The sequence below is a fragment of the Bacillus sp. AM 13(2015) genome (assembly GCF_001518755.1).
In the GTDB taxonomy this organism is placed as follows: domain Bacteria; phylum Bacillota; class Bacilli; order Bacillales; family Bacillaceae; genus Bacillus; species Bacillus safensis.
Map to the genome: position 1 here is coordinate 1 of NZ_LKCP01000056.1, position 25,809 is coordinate 25,809.

20 protein-coding genes, 3 tRNA genes, 3 rRNA genes, 1 other RNA gene, 1 pseudogene, 1 riboswitch and 1 other annotated feature are annotated in these 25,809 nt (G+C 42.6%); of the genes and pseudogenes, 7 read left to right on the plus strand and 21 right to left on the minus strand.

Annotated elements, in window-relative coordinates; translation table 11 throughout:
- Nucleotides 1-136: 136 nt before the first annotated feature.
- From AOQ70_RS08705 to tadA, 7 genes are all read right to left on the minus strand, one after another.
- Entirely contained in the window at nucleotides 137-400 is a 264-nt protein-coding gene (locus tag AOQ70_RS08705) for a pro-sigmaK processing inhibitor BofA family protein (RefSeq protein WP_034284261.1), read from the minus strand.
- A 66-nt stretch (nucleotides 401-466) separates the two neighbouring features.
- A complete protein-coding gene (locus AOQ70_RS08710) occupies nucleotides 467-691 on the minus strand; it encodes a YaaL family protein (RefSeq protein WP_024425764.1) in 225 nt (74 codons plus the stop codon).
- Nucleotides 692-709: 18 nt separating this feature from the next.
- Nucleotides 710-1,306: a recombination protein RecR gene (gene recR / locus AOQ70_RS08715; RefSeq protein WP_003218094.1), complete on the minus strand. Its 597-nt coding sequence runs from the start codon at nucleotides 1,304-1,306 to the stop codon at nucleotides 710-712.
- Nucleotides 1,307-1,321: 15 nt separating this feature from the next.
- The gene (locus AOQ70_RS08720) at nucleotides 1,322-1,645 is read right to left on the minus strand and encodes a YbaB/EbfC family nucleoid-associated protein (protein ID WP_008342011.1); all 324 of its coding nucleotides are present in this window, start codon (nucleotides 1,643-1,645) and stop codon (nucleotides 1,322-1,324) included.
- A gap of 26 nt (nucleotides 1,646-1,671) precedes the next feature.
- A complete protein-coding gene (gene dnaX, locus AOQ70_RS08725; protein ID WP_039175861.1) occupies nucleotides 1,672-3,384 on the minus strand; it encodes a DNA polymerase III subunit gamma/tau in 1,713 nt (570 codons plus the stop codon).
- Between the two features lie 329 nt (nucleotides 3,385-3,713).
- An RNA gene (ffs, locus tag AOQ70_RS08730) (signal recognition particle sRNA large type) lies at nucleotides 3,714-3,978 on the minus strand.
- Nucleotides 3,979-4,054: 76 nt separating this feature from the next.
- On the minus strand, nucleotides 4,055-4,531 hold the full coding sequence (tadA, locus tag AOQ70_RS08740) for a tRNA adenosine(34) deaminase TadA (protein WP_034284264.1): 477 nt from the start codon (nucleotides 4,529-4,531) through the stop codon (nucleotides 4,055-4,057).
- Nucleotides 4,532-4,610: 79 nt separating this feature from the next.
- On the opposite strand from tadA, the gene AOQ70_RS08745 reads away from it, so the two are divergent.
- The 4 genes from AOQ70_RS08745 (at nucleotide 4,611) to AOQ70_RS08760 (ending at nucleotide 7,877) form a co-directional block, all read left to right on the plus strand.
- Nucleotides 4,611-5,165, plus strand: a complete 555-nt coding sequence (locus AOQ70_RS08745) for an isochorismatase family cysteine hydrolase (RefSeq protein ID WP_059375782.1) — start codon at nucleotides 4,611-4,613, stop codon at nucleotides 5,163-5,165.
- A 99-nt stretch (nucleotides 5,166-5,264) separates the two neighbouring features.
- Nucleotides 5,265-6,512, plus strand: coding sequence for a glycoside hydrolase family 18 protein (locus AOQ70_RS08750; protein ID WP_231730855.1), 1,248 nt, complete (start codon nucleotides 5,265-5,267; stop codon nucleotides 6,510-6,512).
- A gap of 85 nt (nucleotides 6,513-6,597) precedes the next feature.
- The gene (locus AOQ70_RS08755; RefSeq protein ID WP_059375785.1) at nucleotides 6,598-7,221 is read left to right on the plus strand and encodes a deoxynucleoside kinase; all 624 of its coding nucleotides are present in this window, start codon (nucleotides 6,598-6,600) and stop codon (nucleotides 7,219-7,221) included.
- A complete protein-coding gene (locus tag AOQ70_RS08760; RefSeq protein ID WP_039175851.1) occupies nucleotides 7,218-7,877 on the plus strand; it encodes a deoxynucleoside kinase in 660 nt (219 codons plus the stop codon). The genes AOQ70_RS08755 and AOQ70_RS08760 overlap by 4 nt, the downstream gene beginning before the upstream one ends.
- An 89-nt stretch (nucleotides 7,878-7,966) precedes the next feature.
- Here AOQ70_RS08760 and AOQ70_RS08765 read toward each other — a convergent pair.
- The 5 genes and pseudogenes from AOQ70_RS08765 to pdxS form a co-directional block, all read right to left on the minus strand.
- Nucleotides 7,967-8,059 (minus strand) — tRNA-Ser (locus AOQ70_RS08765).
- A 320-nt stretch (nucleotides 8,060-8,379) separates the two neighbouring features.
- Nucleotides 8,380-8,715: pseudogene (locus tag AOQ70_RS20180) on the minus strand (methyl-accepting chemotaxis protein); the annotation flags it as partial.
- A 596-nt stretch (nucleotides 8,716-9,311) separates the two neighbouring features.
- The gene (serS, locus tag AOQ70_RS08775) at nucleotides 9,312-10,586 is read right to left on the minus strand and encodes a serine--tRNA ligase (RefSeq protein ID WP_039175845.1); all 1,275 of its coding nucleotides are present in this window, start codon (nucleotides 10,584-10,586) and stop codon (nucleotides 9,312-9,314) included.
- Nucleotides 10,587-10,634: 48 nt separating this feature from the next.
- Nucleotides 10,635-10,851 (minus strand) — a binding site (T-box leader).
- A gap of 53 nt (nucleotides 10,852-10,904) precedes the next feature.
- Nucleotides 10,905-11,495, minus strand: coding sequence for a pyridoxal 5'-phosphate synthase glutaminase subunit PdxT (gene pdxT, locus AOQ70_RS08780; RefSeq protein ID WP_059375792.1), 591 nt, complete (start codon nucleotides 11,493-11,495; stop codon nucleotides 10,905-10,907).
- 20 nt (nucleotides 11,496-11,515) lie between these two features.
- A complete protein-coding gene (gene pdxS / locus AOQ70_RS08785; protein WP_039175840.1) occupies nucleotides 11,516-12,400 on the minus strand; it encodes a pyridoxal 5'-phosphate synthase lyase subunit PdxS in 885 nt (294 codons plus the stop codon).
- A 246-nt stretch (nucleotides 12,401-12,646) separates the two neighbouring features.
- Here pdxS and pdxR point away from each other — a divergent pair, with 246 nt between their 5' ends.
- Nucleotides 12,647-14,125, plus strand: coding sequence for a MocR-like pyridoxine biosynthesis transcription factor PdxR (gene pdxR / locus AOQ70_RS08790; RefSeq protein WP_059375794.1), 1,479 nt, complete (start codon nucleotides 12,647-12,649; stop codon nucleotides 14,123-14,125).
- Nucleotides 14,126-14,166: 41 nt separating this feature from the next.
- On the opposite strand, the gene AOQ70_RS08795 is transcribed toward pdxR, so the two are convergent.
- Both AOQ70_RS08795 and guaB read right to left on the minus strand, forming a co-directional pair.
- Nucleotides 14,167-15,492, minus strand: a complete 1,326-nt coding sequence (locus AOQ70_RS08795) for a D-alanyl-D-alanine carboxypeptidase family protein (RefSeq protein WP_039175836.1) — start codon at nucleotides 15,490-15,492, stop codon at nucleotides 14,167-14,169.
- Between the two features lie 160 nt (nucleotides 15,493-15,652).
- Nucleotides 15,653-17,119: an IMP dehydrogenase gene (gene guaB, locus AOQ70_RS08800; protein WP_024426749.1), complete on the minus strand. Its 1,467-nt coding sequence runs from the start codon at nucleotides 17,117-17,119 to the stop codon at nucleotides 15,653-15,655.
- Nucleotides 17,120-17,240: 121 nt separating this feature from the next.
- On the opposite strand from guaB, the gene AOQ70_RS08805 reads away from it, so the two are divergent.
- Nucleotides 17,241-18,209, plus strand: coding sequence for a YaaC family protein (locus AOQ70_RS08805; protein ID WP_059375797.1), 969 nt, complete (start codon nucleotides 17,241-17,243; stop codon nucleotides 18,207-18,209).
- Between the two features lie 11 nt (nucleotides 18,210-18,220).
- Here AOQ70_RS08805 and rrf read toward each other — a convergent pair.
- The 5 genes from rrf to AOQ70_RS08830 form a co-directional block, all read right to left on the minus strand.
- A 5S ribosomal RNA gene (rrf, locus tag AOQ70_RS08810) occupies nucleotides 18,221-18,336 on the minus strand.
- 61 nt (nucleotides 18,337-18,397) lie between these two features.
- A 23S ribosomal RNA gene (locus tag AOQ70_RS08815) occupies nucleotides 18,398-21,319 on the minus strand.
- Between the two features lie 98 nt (nucleotides 21,320-21,417).
- Nucleotides 21,418-21,493 (minus strand) — tRNA-Ala (locus AOQ70_RS08820).
- A 14-nt stretch (nucleotides 21,494-21,507) separates the two neighbouring features.
- Nucleotides 21,508-21,584: transfer RNA gene (locus AOQ70_RS08825), tRNA-Ile, on the minus strand.
- Between the two features lie 95 nt (nucleotides 21,585-21,679).
- Nucleotides 21,680-23,228: ribosomal RNA gene (locus AOQ70_RS08830) — 16S ribosomal RNA — on the minus strand.
- The 16S, 23S and 5S rRNA genes sit together here with 2 tRNA genes alongside, the layout of an rRNA operon.
- Before the next feature lie 392 nt (nucleotides 23,229-23,620).
- Nucleotides 23,621-23,722, plus strand: a riboswitch (TPP riboswitch).
- 98 nt (nucleotides 23,723-23,820) lie between these two features.
- On the opposite strand from AOQ70_RS08830, the gene thiT reads away from it, so the two are divergent.
- Complete coding sequence (gene thiT / locus AOQ70_RS08835; RefSeq protein WP_039180928.1) at nucleotides 23,821-24,396, plus strand: energy-coupled thiamine transporter ThiT; 576 nt, start codon at nucleotides 23,821-23,823, stop codon at nucleotides 24,394-24,396.
- Between the two features lie 240 nt (nucleotides 24,397-24,636).
- Here the strand turns inward: thiT and AOQ70_RS08845 are convergent, their stop codons facing one another.
- Nucleotides 24,637-25,191, minus strand: a complete 555-nt coding sequence (locus tag AOQ70_RS08845; RefSeq protein WP_039180933.1) for a GNAT family N-acetyltransferase — start codon at nucleotides 25,189-25,191, stop codon at nucleotides 24,637-24,639.
- A gap of 157 nt (nucleotides 25,192-25,348) precedes the next feature.
- Nucleotides 25,349-25,809, minus strand: a 461-nt coding sequence (locus AOQ70_RS08850; protein ID WP_331457674.1) for a flotillin domain-containing protein, incomplete at its 5' end; no start/stop codon positions are given.

The following is a 25,809-nucleotide window of genomic DNA, read 5'->3' on the forward strand; positions in this document are numbered from 1 at the left end:
GCGACTAGAACATCTTATCACATCAAAGTTGTTAGTGTCAACAACTTTTTTCGTTATTATGTTTTTTCGTTTCTTCGTCATCAGCGACGTATACTAATTTACCATCCTGCCGAATCAAAGTCAACAATATTTTTCATTAAATAATAAACTTTTCAATTACAATTAAAGCTGCTACGCCTGGAATACCCAATAAGCCGCTAATTCCACTCGTTACAGGATTAATAGAGACATGTAATCCTAGACTCTCGCCAAATAGGTTGAGGCAAAATAAAAAAAGAGCGCCTGCCACAAATTTCACTCCGATAAGCCCTAACCATTTGAATGGATTCGCCTGCACACCTGACATAAACAACAATAGCACAGCTAGCAAAATTGACCCAATCACAATAACAGGTTCCATAATCCTCTCATCTCCTCTTCATATGAATAGTACAAGCATATGAGAAGATTATGTACAATAGACCTGCTATTTCCAGTTGTTTAGACGTAAATTCCTCTTTTTCGCTTCTCTCAGATAGAAAAAGTACTTCGCTTGAGCAAGCTTTAATTCGAATAGAATGTCCGGTGAAGGCTCAACGCTATTTGCGACAAGCTTTTTTTGTCTGTTCCATTCTTCTTTTTGCTTAAAAAGCTGTTGAATTAATTTCTCATCGAATTCTTTTCGAATTGATTTTCTGCGAAGAAAACCCATGTACCGTACTTCTCCTTCCTACATCTCACGTCTGCCTTCTAGAGCCTTAGACAGTGTGACTTCATCCGCATACTCTAAATCTCCGCCTACTGGAAGTCCGTGAGCAATGCGAGAGAGTTTAATTCCTGATGGTTTTAACAATCTGGAGATATACATGGCTGTTGCTTCTCCTTCAATGTTTGGATTGGTTGCAAGGATCACCTCTGTCACTTGATCGTCTTGCAGTCTTTTTAATAGGTCAGGAATTTTAATATCCTCTGGACCAATTCCGTCCATTGGCGAAATGGCACCATGAAGCACATGATATAAGCCGTTGTATTCTTTCATTTTTTCCATTGCGATTACATCTTTTGGATCCTGCACTACACAGATAACAGATTGATCTCTTCTTGTATCTTCACAAATATAGCAAGGATCTTGGTCTGTAATATGACCGCATACAGAACAATAAGTTAAATTACGCTTTGCATTTACAAGCGCCTTCGCAAAATCTAGTACGACATCTTCCTGCATACTAAGAACAAAAAAAGCCAGACGGACCGCAGTTTTTGGTCCGATTCCTGGCAATTTCATAAAGCTGTCAATCAGCTTTGATATTGGTTCAGGATATTGCATCTTCAGTTATTCCTCCTAGAATAAACCTGGCATGTTCATTCCTTTTGTGAATTGACCCATCGTTTCATTCGTTAGCTCATCGACTTTTTTCAATGCATCGTTTGTCGCAGCAAGAACAAGATCTTGAAGCATATCGATATCTTCTGGATCAACAACTTCTTCATTAATTGCTACATCAACGACTTCTTTTTGTCCATTTACTTTTACAGTGACCATACCGCCACCAGCTGTACCTTCAAGAACTTTTTCTGCAAGCTCTTCTTGAGCCTTTGCCATATCCTTTTGCATTTTTTGCATTTGTTTCATCATTTTTTGCATATTTCCCATTCCACCGCGCATATGAACACCACTCTCTTTCATTTTTATTAATCTTTAATTTCAATTAAATCGGTTCCTACTAATTTCTTTGCTTCCGCAATCAATGGATCCTCTTCAGTAGAAGTTCCCTGACCATCTGCTTGTTCATCCGGCTGATGATCTCTTAAAAATTCTTCTCTTATTTTACCCCATTGAGCGTCAGGAACGCCAACTAATTCCACTCTTTTTCCTAACATAGACTCTAGCAGTTGTTCAAGATTGGTTCGAACACCGCTTTTATCTTCAGCAACCATTTTACAATGTATTTCAAATTTGAATTTTAAAACAAAGGCATGCGAAGCAGCCGCAACTGGCTCACTGTCCGTTAATAACGCAGCGTGAGACACCTTATTCTGCTGTTTCAACTGGGCAAGGAGCTCTCCCCATTTGCCTTTAATTTTTTCTAACTCAGGCCGTTTCGCTTCTTTTAGAATCTCATGAATTCGGCCGACAGGAGCACGATAGCCATTTTTGTTACTCGTTTGTGGTCGAGGCGCTTCCTTTTTTTCTTGAGGGCTATGAGATGGAGACATTGGTACCCCTTCGGCTCTTAGCCTTGAGAGTTCCTGTTCCAGCCTGTTTATTTTATCTGTTAGCGCCGTTAAATCAGCGTCAGCATGACCTTGTGTCAATCCTGCTGTTGACTGACACAGCTTTACAACCGCTACCTCAAAGAAAATCCTAGGATGATTTGTCCATTTCATTTCTTGGTGGCTTTTATTCAGGACTTCAATTGTTTCATACAGAAACTGAGGTGTCACACGATCTGACAGCGCCACGAAACTTTCGTCGACCTTTACCTTTTCAAGGACACCCTCGAGATCTGGTGCCGTTTTATAAAGCAGCATATCTCTAAAGTAAAAAATCATATCCTCTATTAATTTAGCAGCATCTTTCCCCTGCTGAAGCAATTCATTTAATGTATCTAACGCTGTGGCAATATTTTGATCAAAAATTGCTTCAGCAAGCTGACTAATGAAATGCTGAGATACAGCACCTGTAATGAGCAGCGCATCATCAATTGTCAATTGATCACCACTAAATGAGATCGCTTGATCTAAGAGACTTAGTGCATCACGCATACCGCCATCAGCTGCACTAGCAATAATCTCGAGCGAGCCCTCCTGTACGTTTAGGCCTTCTGCATCTACAATTTTCTCCATTCTTCCAACAATATCTTTGGTCGTGATTCGTTTAAAATCAAATCGCTGACAACGAGATATGATGGTAAGAGGAATCTTATGAGGCTCTGTGGTAGCCAAAATAAAGATACAATGAGCAGGCGGTTCTTCCAGCGTTTTAAGGAGGGCATTAAATGCACCGATAGAGAGCATATGTACTTCATCTATAATATAAACCTTATATGTAACCGCCGAAGGAGCAAATTTCACTTTATCACGTATATCTCGGATTTCATCTACCCCGTTATTCGAGGCAGCATCTATTTCAATCACGTCTGAAATTGAACCATTTGTAATTCCTTTACAGGCATCACATTCATTACACGGCTCACTAACAGGTGACTTTTCACAGTTCACTGCCTTTGCAAAGATTTTGGCAGCACTTGTTTTACCTGTTCCTCTAGGACCTGAAAATAAGTAAGCATGAGAAAACTTTTTCTGCAAAAGGGCATTTTGCAACGTTTTTGTGATGTGTTCTTGTCCAACAACATCCTCAAAAACTTGAGGTCTGAACACTCGATATAAAGCTTGATAACTCACAAATACGCCCTCCTCCATTTATCATCCTTTTCATTATACATGATGCACCGATCAATTCAAAAGCACACCTTTATTTTCTAATATGCCAAAAAGATGATTTCAATTATAGAGTTTCTACTTTTCATGCCTTAAAAACGTATTTTCTAGCTTTGTGAAAAGACATGAAACACCAAACAGAACACCAGTTCTTGTTGCGATTAGTAAAAAAACAAATGGCGCCAAAAAGACTTTTTATCTATTTGTATAACTAAAGCAGTTGAGCTATCCTTTGAACAGCAACAAAAAACTCACCTAGATAAACTAGATGAGTTACATTTAATATTGATTTACCGTGCACCTTCTGTCGATTCGCTACCCCAAGCGTTACTTAAACAGTTAGCTCGGCCCAGGCAACCCTGCGGCACATGAGAGGTTTCACTTAATGCTGCTTCCTTCCGGACCTGACATGGTTCATGAATTCCCATTGCGCAGGACCCAGACGTCAACACCACTTATTTAAGGCAGACCTTGAAGTAAACGAACCTCGAGAAGGGATTCGGCCTCGCTAGAGCGGATTGCGAGTACAGGGCACCGCTACCTCCCCGCTTAGCACGGCAAAATGAATATTAAATTGTTAGTGACGCAGACATAAGTATACCTTCTTATAGCTCAAATTGCAAACGACATCCATTCATTTACTTTTGGCTTGTTTCTTTCGCTGACGGAGATTTCGGAAGAACTGACTTAACAGCTCACCACACTCATTTTCAAGTACACCACCGATGACCTCAGACTGATGATTAAACCGTTCATCATCCAATAAATTCATTAAAGTACCTGCACATCCACCTTTTGGATCGTATGCACCAAAAACAACCTTTTTCACTCTAGAAAGAACAATAGCACCTGCACACATTGGGCATGGTTCAAGCGTAACGTAAAGAACAGCATCTTCTAAACGCCAGCTCCCTGTCGCTTTACATGCTTCATCAATAGCAAGTAATTCTGCATGTGCAATTGAACGCTGCTCACTTTCCCTTAAATTATGAGCCCGGCTCACGATTTGGTCATCAACAACTATGATGGCACCAATCGGCACTTCTCCTATTTGTTCTGCTTTTAAGGCTTCGGAAATGGCTTCTTGCATAAACTGTTCATCTTTCGTCATGGCACGGCTCTCTTTTCATGTTTTTTAAAAGGAAATTGAGGTTAACATATTATCACAATCTTTTAAAGGGGGTCTTAATTTGTCAAAGCACCAAAAGGCGCTGCTTATTATCGACATGATTAATAATTTTGATTTTGAAATGGGACATGTGCTTGCAGAAAAAACAGAGCAAATGACCAATAAAATTTTAGCTCTTAAAGAACATGCTTTCAAGGAAAATTGGCCAATCATTTATATCAACGATCACTACGGACTTTGGAAGGCTGATATCCAAGCTGTTCTGGAAACATGCAAAAACGAAAGAAGCGCTCCTATTTTAGAGAAAATGACACCATCTAAAGATAATTACTTCTTAATTAAACCTAAGCATTCTGCCTTCTATGGTACTGCACTAGAGACACTCTTAAATGAATTAGGTGTTAAGGACATCATTCTAACTGGAATTGCCGGAAACATATGCGTTTTGTTCACTGCAAATGACGCGTACATGCGAGAATACAATCTAATTGTACCTAAAGATTGTATCGCTTCAAACGACGACAGAGATAACGACTACGCTTTAACGATGATGGAGAACGTCCTTCTAGCAAAAATCACCACCGCTAAGGAAATCACGAATGAAAATCAAACATGATTTAGCCATTACCCTCATAAATTGTTAGCAATAACAAAGGGGGCGTTGACTATTCAAATTTATGTTGTCAAAAGAGGAGATACTTTAAACGATATTGCCATGCGTTATAAAACGACAGTCAATGAAATCATTCGTACTAACGAAATCGAAACACCAAATCAACTCGTCATTGGACAAACAATTGTCATTCCAATTAGAGGTCAATTTTATGAGGTCAAACAAAATGACACACTATATCAAATTGGTAGACGGTTTCAAATCTCAGTGGAAGAGTTGGCACGTGTGAACAGAATTCGACCTGAAGCGATACTACCTATTCGCTTCTTGCTCTATATTCCACAAAGACCGAAAAGGAACATTAATTCCAATGCTTATATTGAACCACGTGGAAATCAAGTCAGTGAAAACTTAAAGCAGGCAGCCAGAGAGGCCTCCCCATACTTAACCCATTTAGACGTCTTTAGTTTTCAAGCACAAAGAGATGGGACGCTACGAGAACCACCTTTAGACCAACTACCCCAGATTGCCGCTCAGAACAGAACTGTATTAACCATGGTGGTGACGAATCTAGAGAATGAAAAATTCAGTGATGAACTTGGCCGTATTCTTTTAACTAATCAATCTGTCAAAACGGCATTTTTAAATGAAATTGTTCGTGTTGCCAAGAAGTATCAATTCAAGGAAATCCATTTTGATTTTGAATATTTACGCCCTGTTGATAAAGATGCTTATATTCAATTTTTAAGAGAGGCAACAGCTCGTTTCCATCAAGAAGGATGGACAATATCTGTTGCACTTGCACCAAAAACAAGTAGTCAGCAAGAGGGCAAATGGTATGAAGCCCATGACTATGAAGCGATCGGTAAGATCGTCGATCATGTTGTGTTGATGACCTATGAATGGGGATACAGCGGCGGCCCTGCACAAGCTGTCTCTCCAATTGGACCTGTCCGCCAAGTCATTGAATATGCACTAACTGTCATACCAGCCAATAAAATTGTAATGGGACAGAATTTATATGGCTATGATTGGACACTTCCTTTCGTCCAGGGCGGCCCGATCGCCAAAGCCGTCAGTCCTCAACAAGCAATTGCACTTGCTAGACAGCACAATGTCTCTATCCTATATGACGAAACAGCACAAGCACCTCATTTTCGTTATACAGATGCCAACAACAAAGAGCATGAAGTCTGGTTCGAAGACGCTAGGTCGATTCAAGCAAAATTCAACCTCATCAAAGAGCTAAATTTGAACGGAATTGCTTATTGGAAATTAGGTCTATCTTTCCCACAAAATTGGCTCTTATTATCAGATCAATTTAATATTGAAAAAAGAACGACATCGTAATCCATTCGCTCTATCTATTAGAAGGGGTATGGTACAATATACATTGGTTTGACAACTTTAACTTTATAGATAGAGGAGAACGCCTATGTATCCTGCCCCTTTTATTGCAGTGGAAGGCCCAATTGGAGCCGGAAAAACAACTTTGGCTACAATGCTTGCAAAGGAATTTCAATTTCCTTTAGTAAAAGAGATTGTAGAAGAAAATCCATTCTTAGATAAATTTTATGAAGATATGGAACAATGGAGCTTTCAGCTTGAGATGTTCTTTTTATGCAATCGGTTCAAACAGTTAGAATTAATTGAAGAAAACTATGTGAATAAACAGCAGCCGGTTGTCACTGATTATCATGTCTATAAAAATATGATATTTGCAGAAAGAACATTATCAAAAAAGCACATGGATAAATACAGAAAGATCTATCACCTGCTAACAGATGATCTTCCTAAACCAAATGCCATGATCTATATAAAAGCCAGCCTTCCCACCTTACTTGAAAGAATACAGATGAGAGGACGCTCTTTTGAAGAAGACATTGACCCAGCTTATTTAAAAACACTCATTGAAGATTATGAGCTGGCCATTGAACATTTAAAACAGACTGAGCCAAGGCTTCCTATCATTACAATAGAAGGAGATCATACAGACTTCGTTTCCTCACAGCAAGATTACCAGCAAATTGTACAGAACATAAAGGAGCAAGTGCTATGAACAAGATCGAAATACCAAAGGACGCAGTCATCACAATTGCCGGGACTGTTGGTGTCGGCAAATCCACTATGACCAAAACAATAGCAGACAAGCTAGGGTTTCAAACGTCTCTTGAAAAAGTAGATGATAACCCATATTTAGAGCCTTTTTATTCAGATTTCCAAAGATGGAGCTTCCACTTACAGGTCTATTTCCTGGCTGAGCGTTTTAAGGAGCAAAAGCGGATTTTTGAATCTGGCGGAGGATATGTACAAGATCGTTCCATTTATGAGGACACTGGCATTTTTGCAAAAATGCATGCGGACAAAGGTACGATGTCTGAGGTCGATTATGAAACATATACAAGCCTATTTGAGGCGATGGTGATGACACCTTACTTCCCTCACCCTGATGTCCTCATCTATCTGCACGGGGATTTAGATCATATTTTACATCGTATTGAAGAACGCGGCAGAGAAATGGAAACTCAAACTGACCGGGCTTATTGGGAAGAAATGTACACTCGATACACAGAGTGGATCGAACAATTTGATTTATGCCCAGTGATTAAAATTAATATTGAAGATTACGACCTACTTCATGATGAAAGTTCACTTGATCCCATTCTTCATGAAATAGCTTCTGTTATTCAAAAAAATCGCTCTAAAACAAAATAAAAAAAACCGCTGCATTCGCGAAATGCAGCGGTTTGACAATTTCCAATTTTTATGCTTGCGTTTAATTCAACTAAGGTAAAAAATCAATATGGCGGAGGAAGAGGGATTCGAACCCCCGCGGGCTTTGACACCCCTGTCGGTTTTCAAGACCGATCCCTTCAGCCGGACTTGGGTATTCCTCCGTATCGACAAGAATTAATATACCATATCATTTTATTTGAAGTCAACATCTTTTCGAAAAAAAATTTCAATTTGTGATTTCGGCATGATATTTGCCTATAAAAAAGCAGCCATTAATGGCTGCTCCAGATTGTTGACAAAGGGCTAAAATGATTTTAGCCCTTTGTCTTCTTTTCAGCGTGATAGAAAACCTTTGCAGTCTAGGAAGGGCGAGCACCGGAGCGGAGCGAATTTGACATTCGTGAGCACCGAAGCGCAGACCTGACACCGAATGCGAGGGTTTGTCTACACGCTGAAGCAGCCATTGATGGCTGCTCTTGATCTATTTCGTATCCTGTCTCATTTCTTCAATAAACTGATTCATCTCTACTTTAAACTCATTTAGTGATTCGATAATCTTCGTAAAGTCTGTCACTTGTTCGGCTTGTTCATTTGTTGAGCTGCTGATTTGTGAGATGTTTTCAGACAAAGTGCCAATGCTGTCTTGGATTTCTTTTAAAAATGTATTAATGGTTTCAGCGGCTTCCTTCGAGCCATCTGATAATTTACGCACTTCATCAGCCACGACAGCGAACCCTTTTCCATTCTCACCTGCTCTTGCGGCTTCAATTGCAGCATTTAAACCTAGCAGATTTGTTTGTCTAGCGATTCCGCCAATGGTTTTGACGACTTCTTCAATATTCGCAGATTTCTCTTCCGCTCTTCCTGCCTGTTCGCTTATTTCTAAACTTGTGGCAGCCAGCTCTTGTGAATGTGCAGCAATTTGCTCAATTCCACCTTGGAGTTCTTTCGCTACTTTATTGATTTGCTCCATATAACCGCTTAATTTTTTTTCACGATGATATGTAAATGCCACTAAAAAAGAGCCAATTACTTTTCTATCTTCATCAAAAATCGGGTAACCTTTTACAGCAACTTCATAACCATATAGTGATTCTGGTAAGTAACCGTCATATTCTTGTCCTCTTAATGTCGTCGCCACATTTTGGTCTTCTGGGTTCAATGGGTCCCCAACTTTCATACCAAAATCTATTGTGTTAGACGGGTAATAACAAAGTACCTTCTCTGTATCCGTGATACCGAAAAGAATACTTTCATCTAGTACCTTTCTAAGTAATTGAGCCATTTCAACATAATAGTCAAGCCTATTCAAGATTATTCCTTCTTTCCTAGAAGCTTTTACTCTTTTTATCGGCTAAATTCAGGAAAACTGTAGGACTTTTGGTAAAAAGAATAAGATGCCTTGGCGGCATCTTATTTCATCACTTCTTTATTTCCCATGTAAGGACGCAGCACTTCAGGAATGATTACTGTTCCATCCTCTTGTTGATAGTTTTCTAAAATAGCCGCTACGGTTCTTCCTACCGCTAATCCAGATCCATTTAATGTGTGGACATGTTCTGGCTTCGCTTTAGGCTCCGGACGGAAACGAATGTTTGCACGTCTTGCTTGGAATGCTTCGAAGTTACTGCAAGAAGAAATTTCACGGTACGTATTCTGGCTCGGAATCCATACTTCGATATCGTATTTCTTTGCAGCTGTGAAGCCTAAATCTCCCGTACACATGCTCATGACACGGTATGGCAGGTTCAATAGCTGAAGCACTTTTTCTGCTTGATTTGTTAATTTCTCTAATTCTTCATAAGAATCTTCTGGTCTAACAAATTTCACGAGCTCTACTTTGTTAAATTGATGCTGACGGATAAGTCCACGTGTATCTCTGCCGGCAGATCCAGCTTCTGATCTGAAGCAAGCACTGAATGCTGCATAGTTGATTGGCAGTTGTTCACCATCGAGAATTTCGTCACGATGCATGTTGGTAATCGGCACTTCGGCTGTTGGAATGAGGAAGTAATCTTCTTCGCGAATTTTAAAGGCATCCTCTTCGAATTTTGGAAGCTGACCAGTTCCTGTCATGCTCGCTCTGTTGACCATATAAGGTGGAAGCACTTCAGTAAAACCAAACTCATCCACATGTAAATCAAGCATAAAATTATACAATGCGCGCTCTAAGCGTGCGCCAAGCCCTTTATAAAAAACGAAACGGCTTCCTGTCACTTTTCCTGCACGTTCAAAATCAAGGATATTTAGCTCATCAGCTACGTCCCAATGTGGTTTTGGTTCAAATGAGAAGGCTGGCTGTTCGCCCCATTTTCTCACTTCCACGTTGTCGTCTTCTGTTTCACCAACTGGTACAGAGTCATGAGGGATATTTGGAATTGAGAACAATATGTGCTGCAGGCTTTCTTCTACTGTTCTTAGCTCGTCATCCAGCTTCTTGATCTCATCTCCTACCTCTCGCATTTCTTGAATAATGTGATCGGCATCTTTCTTTTCTCTTTTTAGAACGGCTACTTGTTGTGATACTTCATTTCTTCGGCTCTTTAATTCTTCTGTTTTCCCGATTAATTCTCTTCTTTTTTGATCTAGCTCACCAAACTTATCAAAATCCGCTAAATCTTCGCCTCGGTGTGCTAATTTTTCTTTGATTTGATCAAAGTCCGTGCGCAGTTGTTTAATATCCAGCATGTATAACACTCCTTTTTTATCGAAAAATAAAAAGAGCCCTCATCCCATGAAAGGGACGAGAGCTCTCGCGTTGCCACCCTGATTGAAAACATGCAGAAGCATGCTTCCCTCTTTCCTCTGTAACGGTATCACCGTAAATGCTTACTTCTCTTGTTTCAGCATTTCGCTCAAGGATGGATTCAGAATGCATCTTTCACCGATTCTCACCAACCATCGGCTCTCTGAGAAAGAGGGGCTTCTTACTATTTCCCGTCAACGCTTTTTCGATCTTTGATTGTGTTTTTAATGTACTATAAGTTTTATCTCTTTTCAACCGTTTTATACAGCAAGCTTCGTTTTGTAGGACTTCACCATATCAACAAACAGCTGCGTTAACCGGTGATCGTCTGTCAGCTCTGGATGAAAAGAGCAGCCTAGGATATTGTTTTCCTTCGCCATCACAATCCTGCCATCATATTCGGCCATGATTTCTACGCTATCATCTGCGCTGATGATATGAGGCGCACGGATGAACACCCCTGTAAACGGCGCATCCAGTCCTTTTACTTCTAAATCTGCTTCAAAGCTGTCTACCTGTCTGCCAAAAGAGTTCCGTGCAACAGATACATTTAACACTCCAAGATGAGCATCTTCTCGATCCTCGATATGCTTTGCCAGCATAATCAAACCGGCACATGTACCGAAAATCGGTTTCCCTTGAGCAGCGAACGCTTTGATCGGATCAATGAATTGGTACGTATCCATGAGTCTTCTCATCGTCGTACTTTCTCCACCAGGGATAATCAAACCGTCAACGGATTCTAGCTCTTCTACTCGTTTGATGATCTTTCCTTCTGCTCCGCAGGCTTCAATTGATTGAATATGCTCTCTCACCGCTCCTTGAAGCCCTAGTACACCAATTGTCAGCATGTTCGTTTGCGCTCCCTTAATTACCAGCCACGCTCTTGCATACGTTCTTCTGGCAGTAGATTTGAAATTTCAATTCCTTTCATAGCTGTTCCAAGCTCTTTTGAAAGTTCTGCAATGAGACGATAATCAGTGTAATGAGTTGTTGCTTCAACAATCGCTTTTGCGAATTTAGCTGGATTGTCTGATTTGAAGATACCAGATCCGACAAATACACCGTCTGCTCCAAGCTGCATCATTAACGCAGCATCTGCTGGTGTTGCAACGCCTCCAGCTGCAAAGTTCACAACTGGCAGCTTGCCATCTCTTTTGATTTGCAGCAATAATTCATAAGGCGCGCCAAGGTTTTTGGCTTCTGTCATCAGTTCATCTTCACTCATGGCTGATACTTTACGAATCTGAGCATTGACCTTTCTCATATGACGAACAGCTTCTACAATGTTGCCTGTCCCTGGCTCTCCTTTTGTACGAAGCATAGAAGCGCCTTCTGCGATACGGCGGGTTGCCTCACCTAAGTCGCGGCATCCACAGACAAAAGGTACTGTGTATTCATTTTTATTTAAATGGAATTCTTCATCTGCGGGCGTCAGCACTTCACTCTCATCGATATAATCAACACCAAGTGCTTCAAGAACACGAGCCTCGACGATGTGGCCGATACGTGCTTTTGCCATGACTGGAATCGTTACGGCATTTTGTACTTCCTCTACGATTCTTGGGTCTGCCATACGGGCAACACCGCCTGCTGCACGGATATCAGCTGGTACTCGTTCTAGTGCCATGACTGCCACCGCACCTGCTTCTTCTGCAATTTTTGCCTGCTCCGCATTGACGACATCCATAATGACGCCACCCTTTTGCATTTCTGCCATTCCACGTTTCACTCGTTCAGTTCCCTTATTGCTCACAATAGTTTCCTCCCATTTGTCTATTCGATTCATTCAACATCTTTATCATACAAGCGAGAAAGTATAACAATAAAGAGAATAGTATAACAATTCAAACAGCCGATAAAAAAGAATAAACCCTTGTATATAAAGGGTTTCCAGCTAAAAACATGTCATTTTCTCTTTCAAGTGTGATTTACATGCTATAATGCAACTATAACAATTAAAATTCATGTATAACAATGTTGCATTATATGGAGGGGTTTCATGCATATTGATATCCATCGACACTCTGATACATCTCTTTCAAATCAAATTTACTTTTCAATCATTGACCACATTCAATCAGGTTTGCTTCAGCAAGGAGAAAAGCTGCCAACTGTCCGTGATTTAGCTAATCAGCTCAATGTGAGTCTTGTCACGGCAGCAAAGGCATACACCCGATTAAAGAACGACGGATATTTAAAGACGGTGCAAGGTAAAGGAACTTTTGTGGATGAGCAGCAAGAGCAGGCAGAGATTCCGGTTCCATCATCTACTTCTTTCGACTGGCAGTTGTCGATTCCAGATTATTTACCACGGTCTCAATTCGCTCAGTATCACTATGTCGAAGAAGCCATTAACCTTTCTTCCTCTATGATCGATCCAGGGCTTTTGCCCAACCGGTATTTAGAAAAAGAGATGCAGCATGTACTAGCCAGGCATCCCCAAATCATGTCGAAGTATGGTGAGATACAAGGTGACCTTCAGCTGCGACAAGTCATTCAATCATTTTTAGAAAAGTTGGATGTGCCGTCTACACCTGAAAATATCCTAGTAACAAGTGGTTCTCAGCAAGGGCTTGATTTGGTGGCACGTACGTTTATTGGGCCGGATGATGTGGTGGTCATGGAAGCACCGACATACCCCGGAGCCATTGATGTCTTTATGGGCAGAGGAGCAAGAATCATTACTGTCCCTGTCGATCATGAAGGGATGAACATGAAACAGCTTCAAAGCATTTGTGATAAATATAAACCGAAACTCATCTATACGATTCCTACTTTCCACAGTCCAACAGGGGCCAGTATGTCGATGAAGCGTAGAAAACAGCTTCTCTTACTGGCTCAAAGCATTGATTGTCTCATTGTAGAAGATGACCCTTATCGCGAGCTTTATTTTGAAAAGAAACCGCCAGCACCTATTAAAAGCTTGGATCATGATGGACACGTCATTTATTTACGAGGATTAAGTAAAACACTGGCTCCAGGATGCAGAATCGGGATTATCACAGCCTCAGGCTCGATATTTAACCGTTTATTAGCTGCAAAGGCCAATAATGACTTAGGCAGCCCTCTCCTCACACAAAAGGCCATATTGCCGTTTCTGACATCGAAGAAAATGATTGATCATACGAAGAAGCTAAGAACCGCCTTGAAAGTGAGACGCGATTTGATGATGGATGTGTTAACGAAACACGCACCGAAAGATGTAACGTGGCAAATTCCACAGGGCGGGCTCAATTTATGGCTTAGCTTTCCTTCCTGGGTCGATACACGAGCACTGTTGCATGAGGCACGTAAGCAGCAAATCACCTTTCTGCCTGGCTCTGTCTGCTACCCTGGTGAGCCGAAGCAGAATTATATCCGCCTCAGCTTTTCCTATGTGAATGAAAAAGCACTGACCGAAGGCGTGAAAAAGTTATGTGATATTTTCCAGCAAGCTTTATCCACTCCTCAAAATCAGAAGCAATCGCTCTTCTTTTAACGATAAAAAAACTGCTCTCATGTATAGAGAGCAGTTTTTTATTAGAACCAACCTTTTACTGTGTCAACGATTCCGCCCCAAATGCCAGCGAAGAATCCACCTACACCGCGCATTGCTAGGATGAACCAGTTTGCTTTTTCATCGCCTGTTTTCGTCACAAGCTCAACACCTGATTGGTCTTTATTTAAATAGCCGTAGTCCTTCTCATCACCAGAATAAGAAGTCGTCAGCATGCCAACCTTCGTTCCTTTTTTAATAGGAGCTTCTAGGTTCTTTTTCTCAATATTTACTTTTGCTTTATAGCTCTTTTCGTCACCATTTTTTACTGGCACAGAAAATGCTTCTTTCGTCACAACAGGTACTTCTTTATCTTTGCCTTTATCAACTGCGATGTTTTCATGTCCTTTGATTTGTTGACCTTTTTTGTACATTTCTTTCATCGTGAAGTTTTTAAACGCATAGTCGAACAGTTTTTTCGCCACGTCGAAACGTGCTGTATGAAGATTACCTTTTGCATTTAGGATGACGGCAATGACGCGCATGTCACCTTGTTTTGCCGTACCTGTGAAGCTAGAACCGGCTGAATCTGTTGATCCTGTTTTCAGACCGTCTACACCTTTATATTCCTTCACAAGTCCTTTAAGCATGAAGTTCCAGTTAGGCATGTCCATTTCATCGTCAGTGCCTTCTCTGAACTTCGTTTTCGCAATACTTGCTGTTTCAAGAATTTCTGGATGGTCTTTGATGAGATGCTGTGCAAGCAATGCCATATCTTTTGCCGAAACTTCACTTTCTTCATCAGGACCTGTACCTTTTGGCTGTTGCCCATGTAAGTCTTTATTTTCAAGACCAGTTGCATTCACGAATTTGTAGTTTGTTAAACCAAGTTCTTTTGCTTTTGCGTTCATTTTTTCAACAAACTTCGATTCTGATCCAGCGATCACTTCTGCTAAACCAATCGCTGCTGCATTTGCCGAATAAATAGCCGTTGCTTGATAAAGTTCTTTTACTGTATACGAACCATCTTTTCTCAAAGGAACGTTAGATAAACTGCGATCCTGAGAAATTTCGTATACATAATCATCTGGCGTATACTTTTGATCCCATTTCACTTTACCTTCAGCAATCGCCTCTAGTAATAGATACTCGGTCATCATTTTTGCCATACTTGCAATTGGCAGTCTTTGATCTGCGTTTTTACTATAAAGAATTTTACCTGTAGAAGCTTCAATAAGGATCGCTGCTTTCGCATTCACACTGAATGGATCTTCAGCAGCCTTTGCTTTGGACATTGGTGTAAATGCTGTAACAATCAATGCCAATGCAAGGATAGAGACCATAAGCTGTTTCAACATCTTGCTGTTCAATCGTCATACCTCCGTATTCATCTTTTTTCGACGTTTTTCATATATATGTAAACCACAAGGGCTTATTTCAACACAACAGTATAAATTTTATCACAATAAAGACAAAAAAAATAGACAGAGTCATAGACCCTGTCAAATGTAATTTGATTGTCACAATTTATCAAGAAATTGTGTAGTTTGGTGATTCTTTTGTAATTTGTACATCATGTGGATGACTCTCACGAAGTCCTGCACCCGTCATACGAATGAACTGTGCTTCTTCTCTAAGAGTGCGTAAATCCTGTGTTCCACAATAGCCCATACCAGAACGAATACCGCCAACTAGTTGATACACTGTATCAACGACTGGCCCTTTGTATGGTGTACGGCCTTCGATCCCTTCAGGAACGAATTTTTTATTATCTTCTTGGAAGTAACGATCTTTACTTCCTTTTTCCATTGCAGCGACAGAACCCATACCACGATAAACTTTGAAGCGTCTACCTTGGAAAATTTCTGTTTCTCCTGGGCTTTCAGATGTACCAGCTAGAAGGCTTCCCAGCATAACAGCATGTCCGCCAGATGCTAGTGCTTTCACGATATCACCTGAATATTTAATTCCACCATCTGCAATAATAGCTTTACCATGCTTTCTTGCTTCTGTTGCACAGTCATAGATCGCTGTGATTTGTGGTACACCAACACCTGCAACAACACGTGTTGTACAAATAGATCCTGGTCCTATACCGACTTTCACAATATCTGCTCCTGCTTCAAACAATGCTTTTGTTGCTTCAGCTGTTGCAACATTACCAGCAATGATGTTAAGAGAAGGATACGTTTCACGGATTTTCGATACAGTGTTTAGAACACCTTGAGAATGACCGTGTGCTGTATCAATGACAATAACATCCACATTGGCTTCAACTAATTTTTTCACACGTGTCATTGTATCGCCAGTGACACCAACAGCGGCACCAACAATTAAACGGCCATGTGCATCTTTAGAGGAGTTAGGGAATTCAATCACTTTTTCAATATCTTTGATTGTGATAAGACCTTTTAACGTTCCTTCGTCATCTAAGAGAGGTAATTTTTCAATCTTGTATTGCTGTAAGATTTTTTCAGCTTCTTCTAACGTTGTACCAACAGAAGCTGTCACAAGTTCCTCTTTTGTCATCACGTCGCTAATCTTCATTGAATAATCCGAAATAAAACGAAGGTCACGGTTCGTAATAATACCAACAAGCTTTTGGTCTTGTTCGTTGTTGACAATCGGCACACCTGAAATACGGTATTTACCCATTAAATGCTCTGCATCAAATACTTGATGCTCTGGTGTTAAAAAGAATGGATTTGTAATAACGCCGCGCTCTGAACGTTTTACTTTATCCACCTGTTCTGCTTGCTGTTCAATGGACATGTTCTTATGAATAATACCAAGACCACCTTGACGTGCCATTGCAATCGCCATTTGTGATTCCGTCACTGTATCCATTCCAGCACTGATAATTGGAATGTTTAGCTTTAATGTACTTGTTAGCTCCACTGATAAATCGACATCACGCGGAAGTACTTCAGACTTTGCTGGAACAAGCAAAACATCGTCAAACGTCAAACCTTCTTTTGAAAATTTACTTTCCCACATTAGTAAATCCCCCTCTTTTCGGCAAAATATTATATGTAGATTATCAACTAGCAAACAGCATGTCAAGGAAGCAACAAACAGTTGCAATTTTTAGAAAATATAAAGAGAGTTGAGGAAGAAGATGAAAAGTTCAGGATGGAAGGATTTAAAACGTTTTTACTCGCTAGAAACTTCCCAAAAGTTTCTATTTCAACAATATGAGAAACGGAACATTCCAGATGCAAATCAGCAAGCCTATAAAAACTGTGAACGATTTATTTACTTTCTAAAACACGGCCATACGTTTTATGAACAGGCTGCGATCGCACCTTTAGAACTTAAACCCATTTTATTGTTTTATGGAATGGCACAGCTGCTAAAAGCATGTTTGCTGACAGTTGATCCCCATTATCCTTCTCAAACCTCTGTTTTAGCCCATGGCGTAACATCGAGAAAGAGAAAGAAACAGCATTACCGCTTTAGCGAAGATGAAGTGAAAATCCAAAGAAACGGGCTATGTATGCATGTGTTAAAGCATCTATTTCATTTAAAGGGTCTTGAAGATGAGCGATTTACAATGATCCATCTCCTGTCCAAAATACCTGAAATGAGTCATATTCTTGAGTTTCAAAAGCAGCCCGCGACATTAGTTAAAGTGGAAAAGGCGAATGGAATGAGGATTCAAGATCATATTCCATTACTTTATAACATGTCTGCTGAACGCTTTATTGAATACTTTGAGTTCCATACAAGCTGGAAACTCAAACAGAGAGAGGCTAAGAAATTGACGTTTGATGTATTTCTTGAAGAAAACCCAGCACTTGCTACTCATCTTCATTATGATTTAGAAATGGATCAATGGTTTATACCGTCAACACGGGATGCTTTTCTAGGGATTCCTGAGATCATCAGCCATTACTTATTGATGTATAACCTTAGTATGATTGCCCGCTACGAAACAGAATGGTGGTACGAGCTGCTGTCTCAATACATTAGTGATGATTACGTCATGATTGAACGCTACATGGAGATTGCAGAAGAGAAGTTCCCAGCTTACATCATGATGCTGTTAGAAGAAAAAACAAAAAAGACCAGTTCCAAATGGAACTGATCCTGATAGAAGCTTGGCGGCGTCCTACTCTCACAGGGGGAAACCCCCAACTACCATCGGCGCTGAAGAGCTTAACTTCCGTGTTCGGTATGGGAACGGGTGTGACCTCTTCGCTATCGTCACCAAACCTGATGGAGAGAATGTTCTCTCAAAACTAGATAACAATGTTCATGCTTCACAATAGAATATAGGTTAAGTCCTCGATCTATTAGTATCTGTCAGCTCCACGTGTCACCACGCTTCCACCTCAGACCTATCAACCTGATCATCTTTCAGGGATCTTACTTCCTTGCGGAATGGGAAATCTCATCTTGAGGGGGGCTTCATGCTTAGATGCTTTCAGCACTTATCCCGTCCGCACATAGCTACCCAGCGATGCCCTTGGCAGAACAACTGGTACACCAGCGGTGCGTCCATCCCGGTCCTCTCGTACTAAGGACAGCTCCTCTCAAATTTCCTGCGCCCGCGACGGATAGGGACCGAACTGTCTCACGACGTTCTGAACCCAGCTCGCGTACCGCTTTAATGGGCGAACAGCCCAACCCTTGGGACCGACTACAGCCCCAGGATGCGATGAGCCGACATCGAGGTGCCAAACCTCCCCGTCGATGTGGACTCTTGGGGGAGATAAGCCTGTTATCCCGGGTAGCTTTTATCCGTTGAGCGATGGCCCTTCCATGCGGAACCACCGGATCACTAAGCCCGACTTTCGTCCCTGCTCGACTTGTAGGTCTCGCAGTCAAGCTCCCTTGTGCCTTTACACTCTGCGAATGATTTCCAACCATTCTGAGGGAACCTTTGGGCGCCTCCGTTACATTTTAGGAGGCGACCGCCCCAGTCAAACTGCCCACCTGACACTGTCTCCCTGCCCGATAAGGGCAGCGGGTTAGAAGGTCAATACAGCCAGGGTAGTATCCCACCGATGCCTCCACCGACTAGCGCTCCGGTTTCCAAGGCTCCTACCTATCCTGTACAAGCTGTACCAACATTCAATATCAGGCTGCAGTAAAGCTCCACGGGGTCTTTCCGTCCTGTCGCGGGTAACCTGCATCTTCACAGGTACTATAATTTCACCGAGTCTCTCGTTGAGACAGTGCCCAGATCGTTGCGCCTTTCGTGCGGGTCGGAACTTACCCGACAAGGAATTTCGCTACCTTAGGACCGTTATAGTTACGGCCGCCGTTTACTGGGGCTTCAATTCGCACCTTCGCTTACGCTAAGCGCTCCTCTTAACCTTCCAGCACCGGGCAGGCGTCAGCCTATACTTCGCCTTACGGCTTCGCAGAGACCTGTGTTTTTGCTAAACAGTCGCCTGGGCCTATTCACTGCGGCTTCTCGGGGCTTTAACACCCTAAGAAGCACCCCTTCTCCCGAAGTTACGGGGTCATTTTGCCGAGTTCCTTAACGAGAGTTCTCTCGATCACCTTAGGATTCTCTCCTCGCCTACCTGTGTCGGTTTGCGGTACGGGCACCTCTCACCTCGCTAGAGGCTTTTCTTGGCAGTGTGGAATCAGGAACTTCGCTACTAAATTTCGCTCGCCATCACAGCTCAGCCTTTACGGGAAACGGATTTGCCTATTTCCCAGCCTAACTGCTTGGACGCGGATATCCAATACCGCGCTTACCCTATCCTCCTGCGTCCCCCCATTGCTCAAATGGTGAGGAGGTGGTACAGGAATATCAACCTGTTGTCCATCGCCTACGCCTTTCGGCCTCGGCTTAGGTCCCGACTAACCCTGAGCGGACGAGCCTTCCTCAGGAAACCTTAGGCATTCGGTGGACGGGATTCTCACCCGTCTTTCGCTACTCATACCGGCATTCTCACTTCTAAGCGCTCCACCAGTCCTTCCGGTCTGGCTTCACAGCCCTTAGAACGCTCTCCTACCACTGTTCGTAAGAACAGTCCGCAGCTTCGGTGATACGTTTAGCCCCGGTACATTTTCGGCGCAGAGTCACTCGACCAGTGAGCTATTACGCACTCTTTAAATGGTGGCTGCTTCTAAGCCAACATCCTGGTTGTCTAAGCAACTCCACATCCTTTTCCACTTAACGTATACTTTGGGACCTTAGCTGGCGGTCTGGGCTGTTTCCCTTTCGACTACGGATCTTATCACTCGCAGTCTGACTCCCAAGGATAAGTCATCGGCATTCGGAGTTTGACTGAATTCGGTAACCCGGTAGGGCCCTAGTCCAATCAGTGCTCTACCTCCGAGACTCTTACCTTGAGGCTAGCCCTAAAGCTATTTCGGAGAGAACCAGCTATCTCCAGGTTCGATTGGCATTTCACCCCTACCCACACCTCATCCCCGCACTTTTCAACGTGCGTGGGTTCGGGCCTCCATTCAGTGTTACCTGAACTTCACCCTGGACATGGGTAGATCACCTGGTTTCGGGTCTACGACCACGTACTCATGCGCCCTATTCAGACTCGCTTTCGCTGCGGCTCCGCATCTTCTGCTTAACCTTGCACGGGATCGTAACTCGCCGGTTCATTCTACAAAAGGCACGCCATCACCGTTAACGGGCTCTGACTACTTGTAGGCACACGGTTTCAGGATCTATTTCACTCCCCTTCCGGGGTGCTTTTCACCTTTCCCTCACGGTACTGGTTCACTATCGGTCACTAGGGAGTATTTAGCCTTGGGAGATGGTCCTCCCGGATTCCGACGGAATTTCACGTGTTCCGCCGTACTCAGGATCCACTCTGGAGAGAACAACATTTCAGTTACAGGGCTGTTACCTTCTTTGGCGGGCCTTTCCAGACCTCTTCGCTTATATCGTTCCTTTGTAACTCCGTATAGAGTGTCCTACAACCCCAAGAGGCAAGCCTCTTGGTTTGGGCTGTTCCCGTTTCGCTCGCCGCTACTCAGGGAATCGCATTTGCTTTCTCTTCCTCCGGGTACTTAGATGTTTCAGTTCCCCGGGTATGCCTTCTCATACTCTATGTATTCAAGTATGGATACTACTCCATTACGAGCAGTGGGTTTCCCCATTCGGAAATCTCCGGATCAAAGCTTGCTTACAGCTCCCCGAAGCATATCGGTGTTCGTCCCGTCCTTCATCGGCTCCTAGTGCCAAGGCATCCACCGTGCGCCCTTTCTAACTTAACCATTTCTTACTTTAGAAAGAATCACTATGTGTGATGAACTTTGCATTGCATTCAATGTGAATGTATTACTTATTGTTATCTAGTTTTCAAAGAACACGTTGGTGGAGCCTAGCGGGATCGAACCGCTGACCTCCTGCGTGCAAGGCAGGCGCTCTCCCAGCTGAGCTAAGGCCCCGATTTAATAGAAGATGGTGGGCCTGAGTGGACTCGAACCACCGACCTCACGCTTATCAGGCGTGCGCTCTAACCAGCTGAGCTACAGGCCCATCTTTCATATCGAAGATATGATGTTGTAGGATCTTTTGCAAGTTCCTTCAAAACTAAACAAGACGAAAACGCACGCTGCTCCATATATCCTTAGAAAGGAGGTGATCCAGCCGCACCTTCCGATACGGCTACCTTGTTACGACTTCACCCCAATCATCTGCCCCACCTTCGGCGGCTGGCTCCATAAAGGTTACCTCACCGACTTCGGGTGTTGCAAACTCTCGTGGTGTGACGGGCGGTGTGTACAAGGCCCGGGAACGTATTCACCGCGGCATGCTGATCCGCGATTACTAGCGATTCCAGCTTCACGCAGTCGAGTTGCAGACTGCGATCCGAACTGAGAACAGATTTATGGGATTGGCTAAACCTTGCGGTCTTGCAGCCCTTTGTTCTGTCCATTGTAGCACGTGTGTAGCCCAGGTCATAAGGGGCATGATGATTTGACGTCATCCCCACCTTCCTCCGGTTTGTCACCGGCAGTCACCTTAGAGTGCCCAACTGAATGCTGGCAACTAAGATCAAGGGTTGCGCTCGTTGCGGGACTTAACCCAACATCTCACGACACGAGCTGACGACAACCATGCACCACCTGTCACTCTGTCCCCGAAGGGAAAGCCCTATCTCTAGGGTTGCCAGAGGATGTCAAGACCTGGTAAGGTTCTTCGCGTTGCTTCGAATTAAACCACATGCTCCACCGCTTGTGCGGGCCCCCGTCAATTCCTTTGAGTTTCAGTCTTGCGACCGTACTCCCCAGGCGGAGTGCTTAATGCGTTAGCTGCAGCACTAAGGGGCGGAAACCCCCTAACACTTAGCACTCATCGTTTACGGCGTGGACTACCAGGGTATCTAATCCTGTTCGCTCCCCACGCTTTCGCTCCTCAGCGTCAGTTACAGACCAGAGAGTCGCCTTCGCCACTGGTGTTCCTCCACATCTCTACGCATTTCACCGCTACACGTGGAATTCCACTCTCCTCTTCTGCACTCAAGTTTCCCAGTTTCCAATGACCCTCCCCGGTTGAGCCGGGGGCTTTCACATCAGACTTAAGAAACCGCCTGCGAGCCCTTTACGCCCAATAATTCCGGACAACGCTTGCCACCTACGTATTACCGCGGCTGCTGGCACGTAGTTAGCCGTGGCTTTCTGGTTAGGTACCGTCAAGGTGCGAGCAGTTACTCTCGCACTTGTTCTTCCCTAACAACAGAGCTTTACGATCCGAAAACCTTCATCACTCACGCGGCGTTGCTCCGTCAGACTTTCGTCCATTGCGGAAGATTCCCTACTGCTGCCTCCCGTAGGAGTCTGGGCCGTGTCTCAGTCCCAGTGTGGCCGATCACCCTCTCAGGTCGGCTACGCATCGTCGCCTTGGTGAGCCATTACCCCACCAACTAGCTAATGCGCCGCGGGTCCATCTGTAAGTGACAGCCGAAACCGTCTTTCATCCTTGAACCATGCGGTTCAAGGAACTATCCGGTATTAGCTCCGGTTTCCCGGAGTTATCCCAGTCTTACAGGCAGGTTACCCACGTGTTACTCACCCGTCCGCCGCTAACATCCGGGAGCAAGCTCCCTTCTGTCCGCTCGACTTGCATGTATTAGGCACGCCGCCAGCGTTCGTCCTGAGCCAGGATCAAACTCTCCGAAAAAGTACAAAACCGAAGTTTTGTTTTTCGTCAGCGTTTGACTGACTACCTATGAAGTATCATAGGATTTTTTTATAAAAACTCGAATTAACAGGTACGTTTTGTCTTGTTTAGTTTTCAAAGATCATCTTCGCCGTCTCTCAGAGGCGACTTTATTAATATAACATTCTATCAAGATAAAGTCAACAACTTTTTTCTTAATGTTATTTATCAACCGCGCTTTTTCAGCGGCGAATACAAATATAACACCTTTTGAAAGAAGAAACAAGTATTTTTTCTAAATAATTTATTTTTCCTTATCTCTTCCTATATATCGATACAAATGCTGCTCATCTCGGGAATTGTCTATTGTTGATCCTGCAGGTCTTTAGTATATTTATAATAGATTGAAACTAAATAACCGCAGGGGGAGCTTTGTGCTGAGAGTGAACATTCGTTGTTCTGACCCTTTGAACCTGTCAGTTAATACTGAAGTAGGAATGTGGAATCACTTGGATACATATGGTGTATTCAAATCGATATGTTTTTCTATGAATAACATACTCATCCTTACACGGTCTCTCCTTGCTCAATTCATGAAAAAGGAGATTTTTTTATGCAGCAATCAAATCAATTGGTACGACTGATGGAAATCGCGATTATGACTTCACTTGCACTTGTATTAGATTACTTATCAGGTCTCTTTTTAAGAATGCCGAATGGCGGATCTCTTGCTCTGATTATGATTCCCGTTATTCTCATGTCTATTAGATGGGGGATATCTACCGGATTTATCATCGGTGTGTTAATCGCAGGTCTTCAGCTGATGAATAGCCCGATCATCGCTACACCTGTTCAAGGATTCCTCGATTACTTCGTTGCATCTGTTGTTATTTCTTTAAGCGGCTTGTTTTCTGGATTGATCAAAAAAGCCATTCAGGATCAAAAGCGAAAGCAGCAATTTTTCTATATTACCTTAGCTGTTTTTGTTGCTAGTTTCTTCAGGCTGCTGACGTTCTTTATTTCTGGCGTCGTTTTCTTTTCTCAATATGCACCGAAAGGAACACCAGGATGGGTCTACTCTTTAATTTATAACAGCACATATATGGTTCCTTCATTTATTATTTGCAGTATTGTTCTTTGTATACTCATTCCAAGTGCATCCCGTTTGGTTTTTCCTCATCAAAAATAACCGGCTGATGACAGCTGGTTATTTTTTTATGCATAATTTGCTGCTCTATGGAATCTATTAATAATAGAAGATTTCATGCTGGAGGTACGACAATGAGCCCTTACTCCATTATGCTTTGCTGTTATATTCTCAGTCTTGCTTATTTTTTGGCAGGCTTCTATGAAGCTTTAAAAATAGCAGGCGTGAAAGGAAAAGTAGAAGCTTCACCGTTTATTTCTTACATGTTGCTTGCTGTACTTTTCACTTTTTTCTCTCATTATTACTGGAAGCTGACGATTTAATTCGTTTTACATGGTTATTCAATCTAGACAACTCCCATCCATACCCTATTTCATTATGGTTCTCGCCAGCCAGCTCGAACTGGCTGGTAACGACAAAACTAGGTTGAAGCTTTTGATAAAATTGTTTCGCCGAATTTTGTTCAAACACCCATAGCAGCATATTCTGATAACCCTTTTCTATTAAATATTCCACTCCTTTTTCCATTAGAGCAATACCCGCCCCTGATTTCTGTTTCTGTTGGAATAAATAGATGGCATATAGCTCTCCATCATATGTAGAATAACGTTCGTCACGTTGTTTTCCGAAAGAAGCAAAACCAAAAACGCCATCCTCATCTTCCGCGACAAACGTGCCTTTAAGCGGCCTTCTTCTCCAGCTCTCTTCCCGATCTTCAATGGTTAAACCATCTAAATACTCCTGCGAAATAATCCCTTGATAAGTCGTCTGCCAGCTTTTCACATGAATCTCGGCGATTTTTGGAATATCTTGATGTACAGCATGTCTCACCTTCATCCGCTCCACTCCTTTTAGCTTTTTCCACCTTATCTTCATTATGATAAATTTCTATTACATAGAATTCAATGACTAGCGTTTTGTCAGCACATCTTTCAATGGTTAAATCTTCTTCTATAAAAAAGTGACACCTTCTGGTGGAAGGTGTCTTTTGATTTTATTGTTCTATTTGATCATCAGCTTTTTCGATTTTTCTTGGTTGTTTGATTTCATTTGTCAGTTCTTGAATGCTTTGCTTCACATTGCCTTTGCCAGAAAAGTTCTCAATAATTTCTTTCACATCAATTCCAGAGGATGCTTTCAGACTCTCTTGAAGACTAGACATGAGATTTGTGGCATAGCCTGTAACTTTATTGGCACCGCTGCCTTCACCGTTACCGCCTGTATCCACAACAGTAATTTTATCAATGTTAGAAAGTGGTGCAGATACTTGCTTCGCATATTCAGGAAGCATTTTGACAATCATATCAAGAATCGCTGCCTGACCATACTGTTCGAATGCTTCCGCAATTTTCTCTTTCGCTTCGGCTTCTGCAAGTCCTTTTAGTCTAATGACTTCTGCTTCTGTTTCCCCTTTCGCACGATCCGCTTCCGCTTTGGCAAGCCCGTCAATACGAA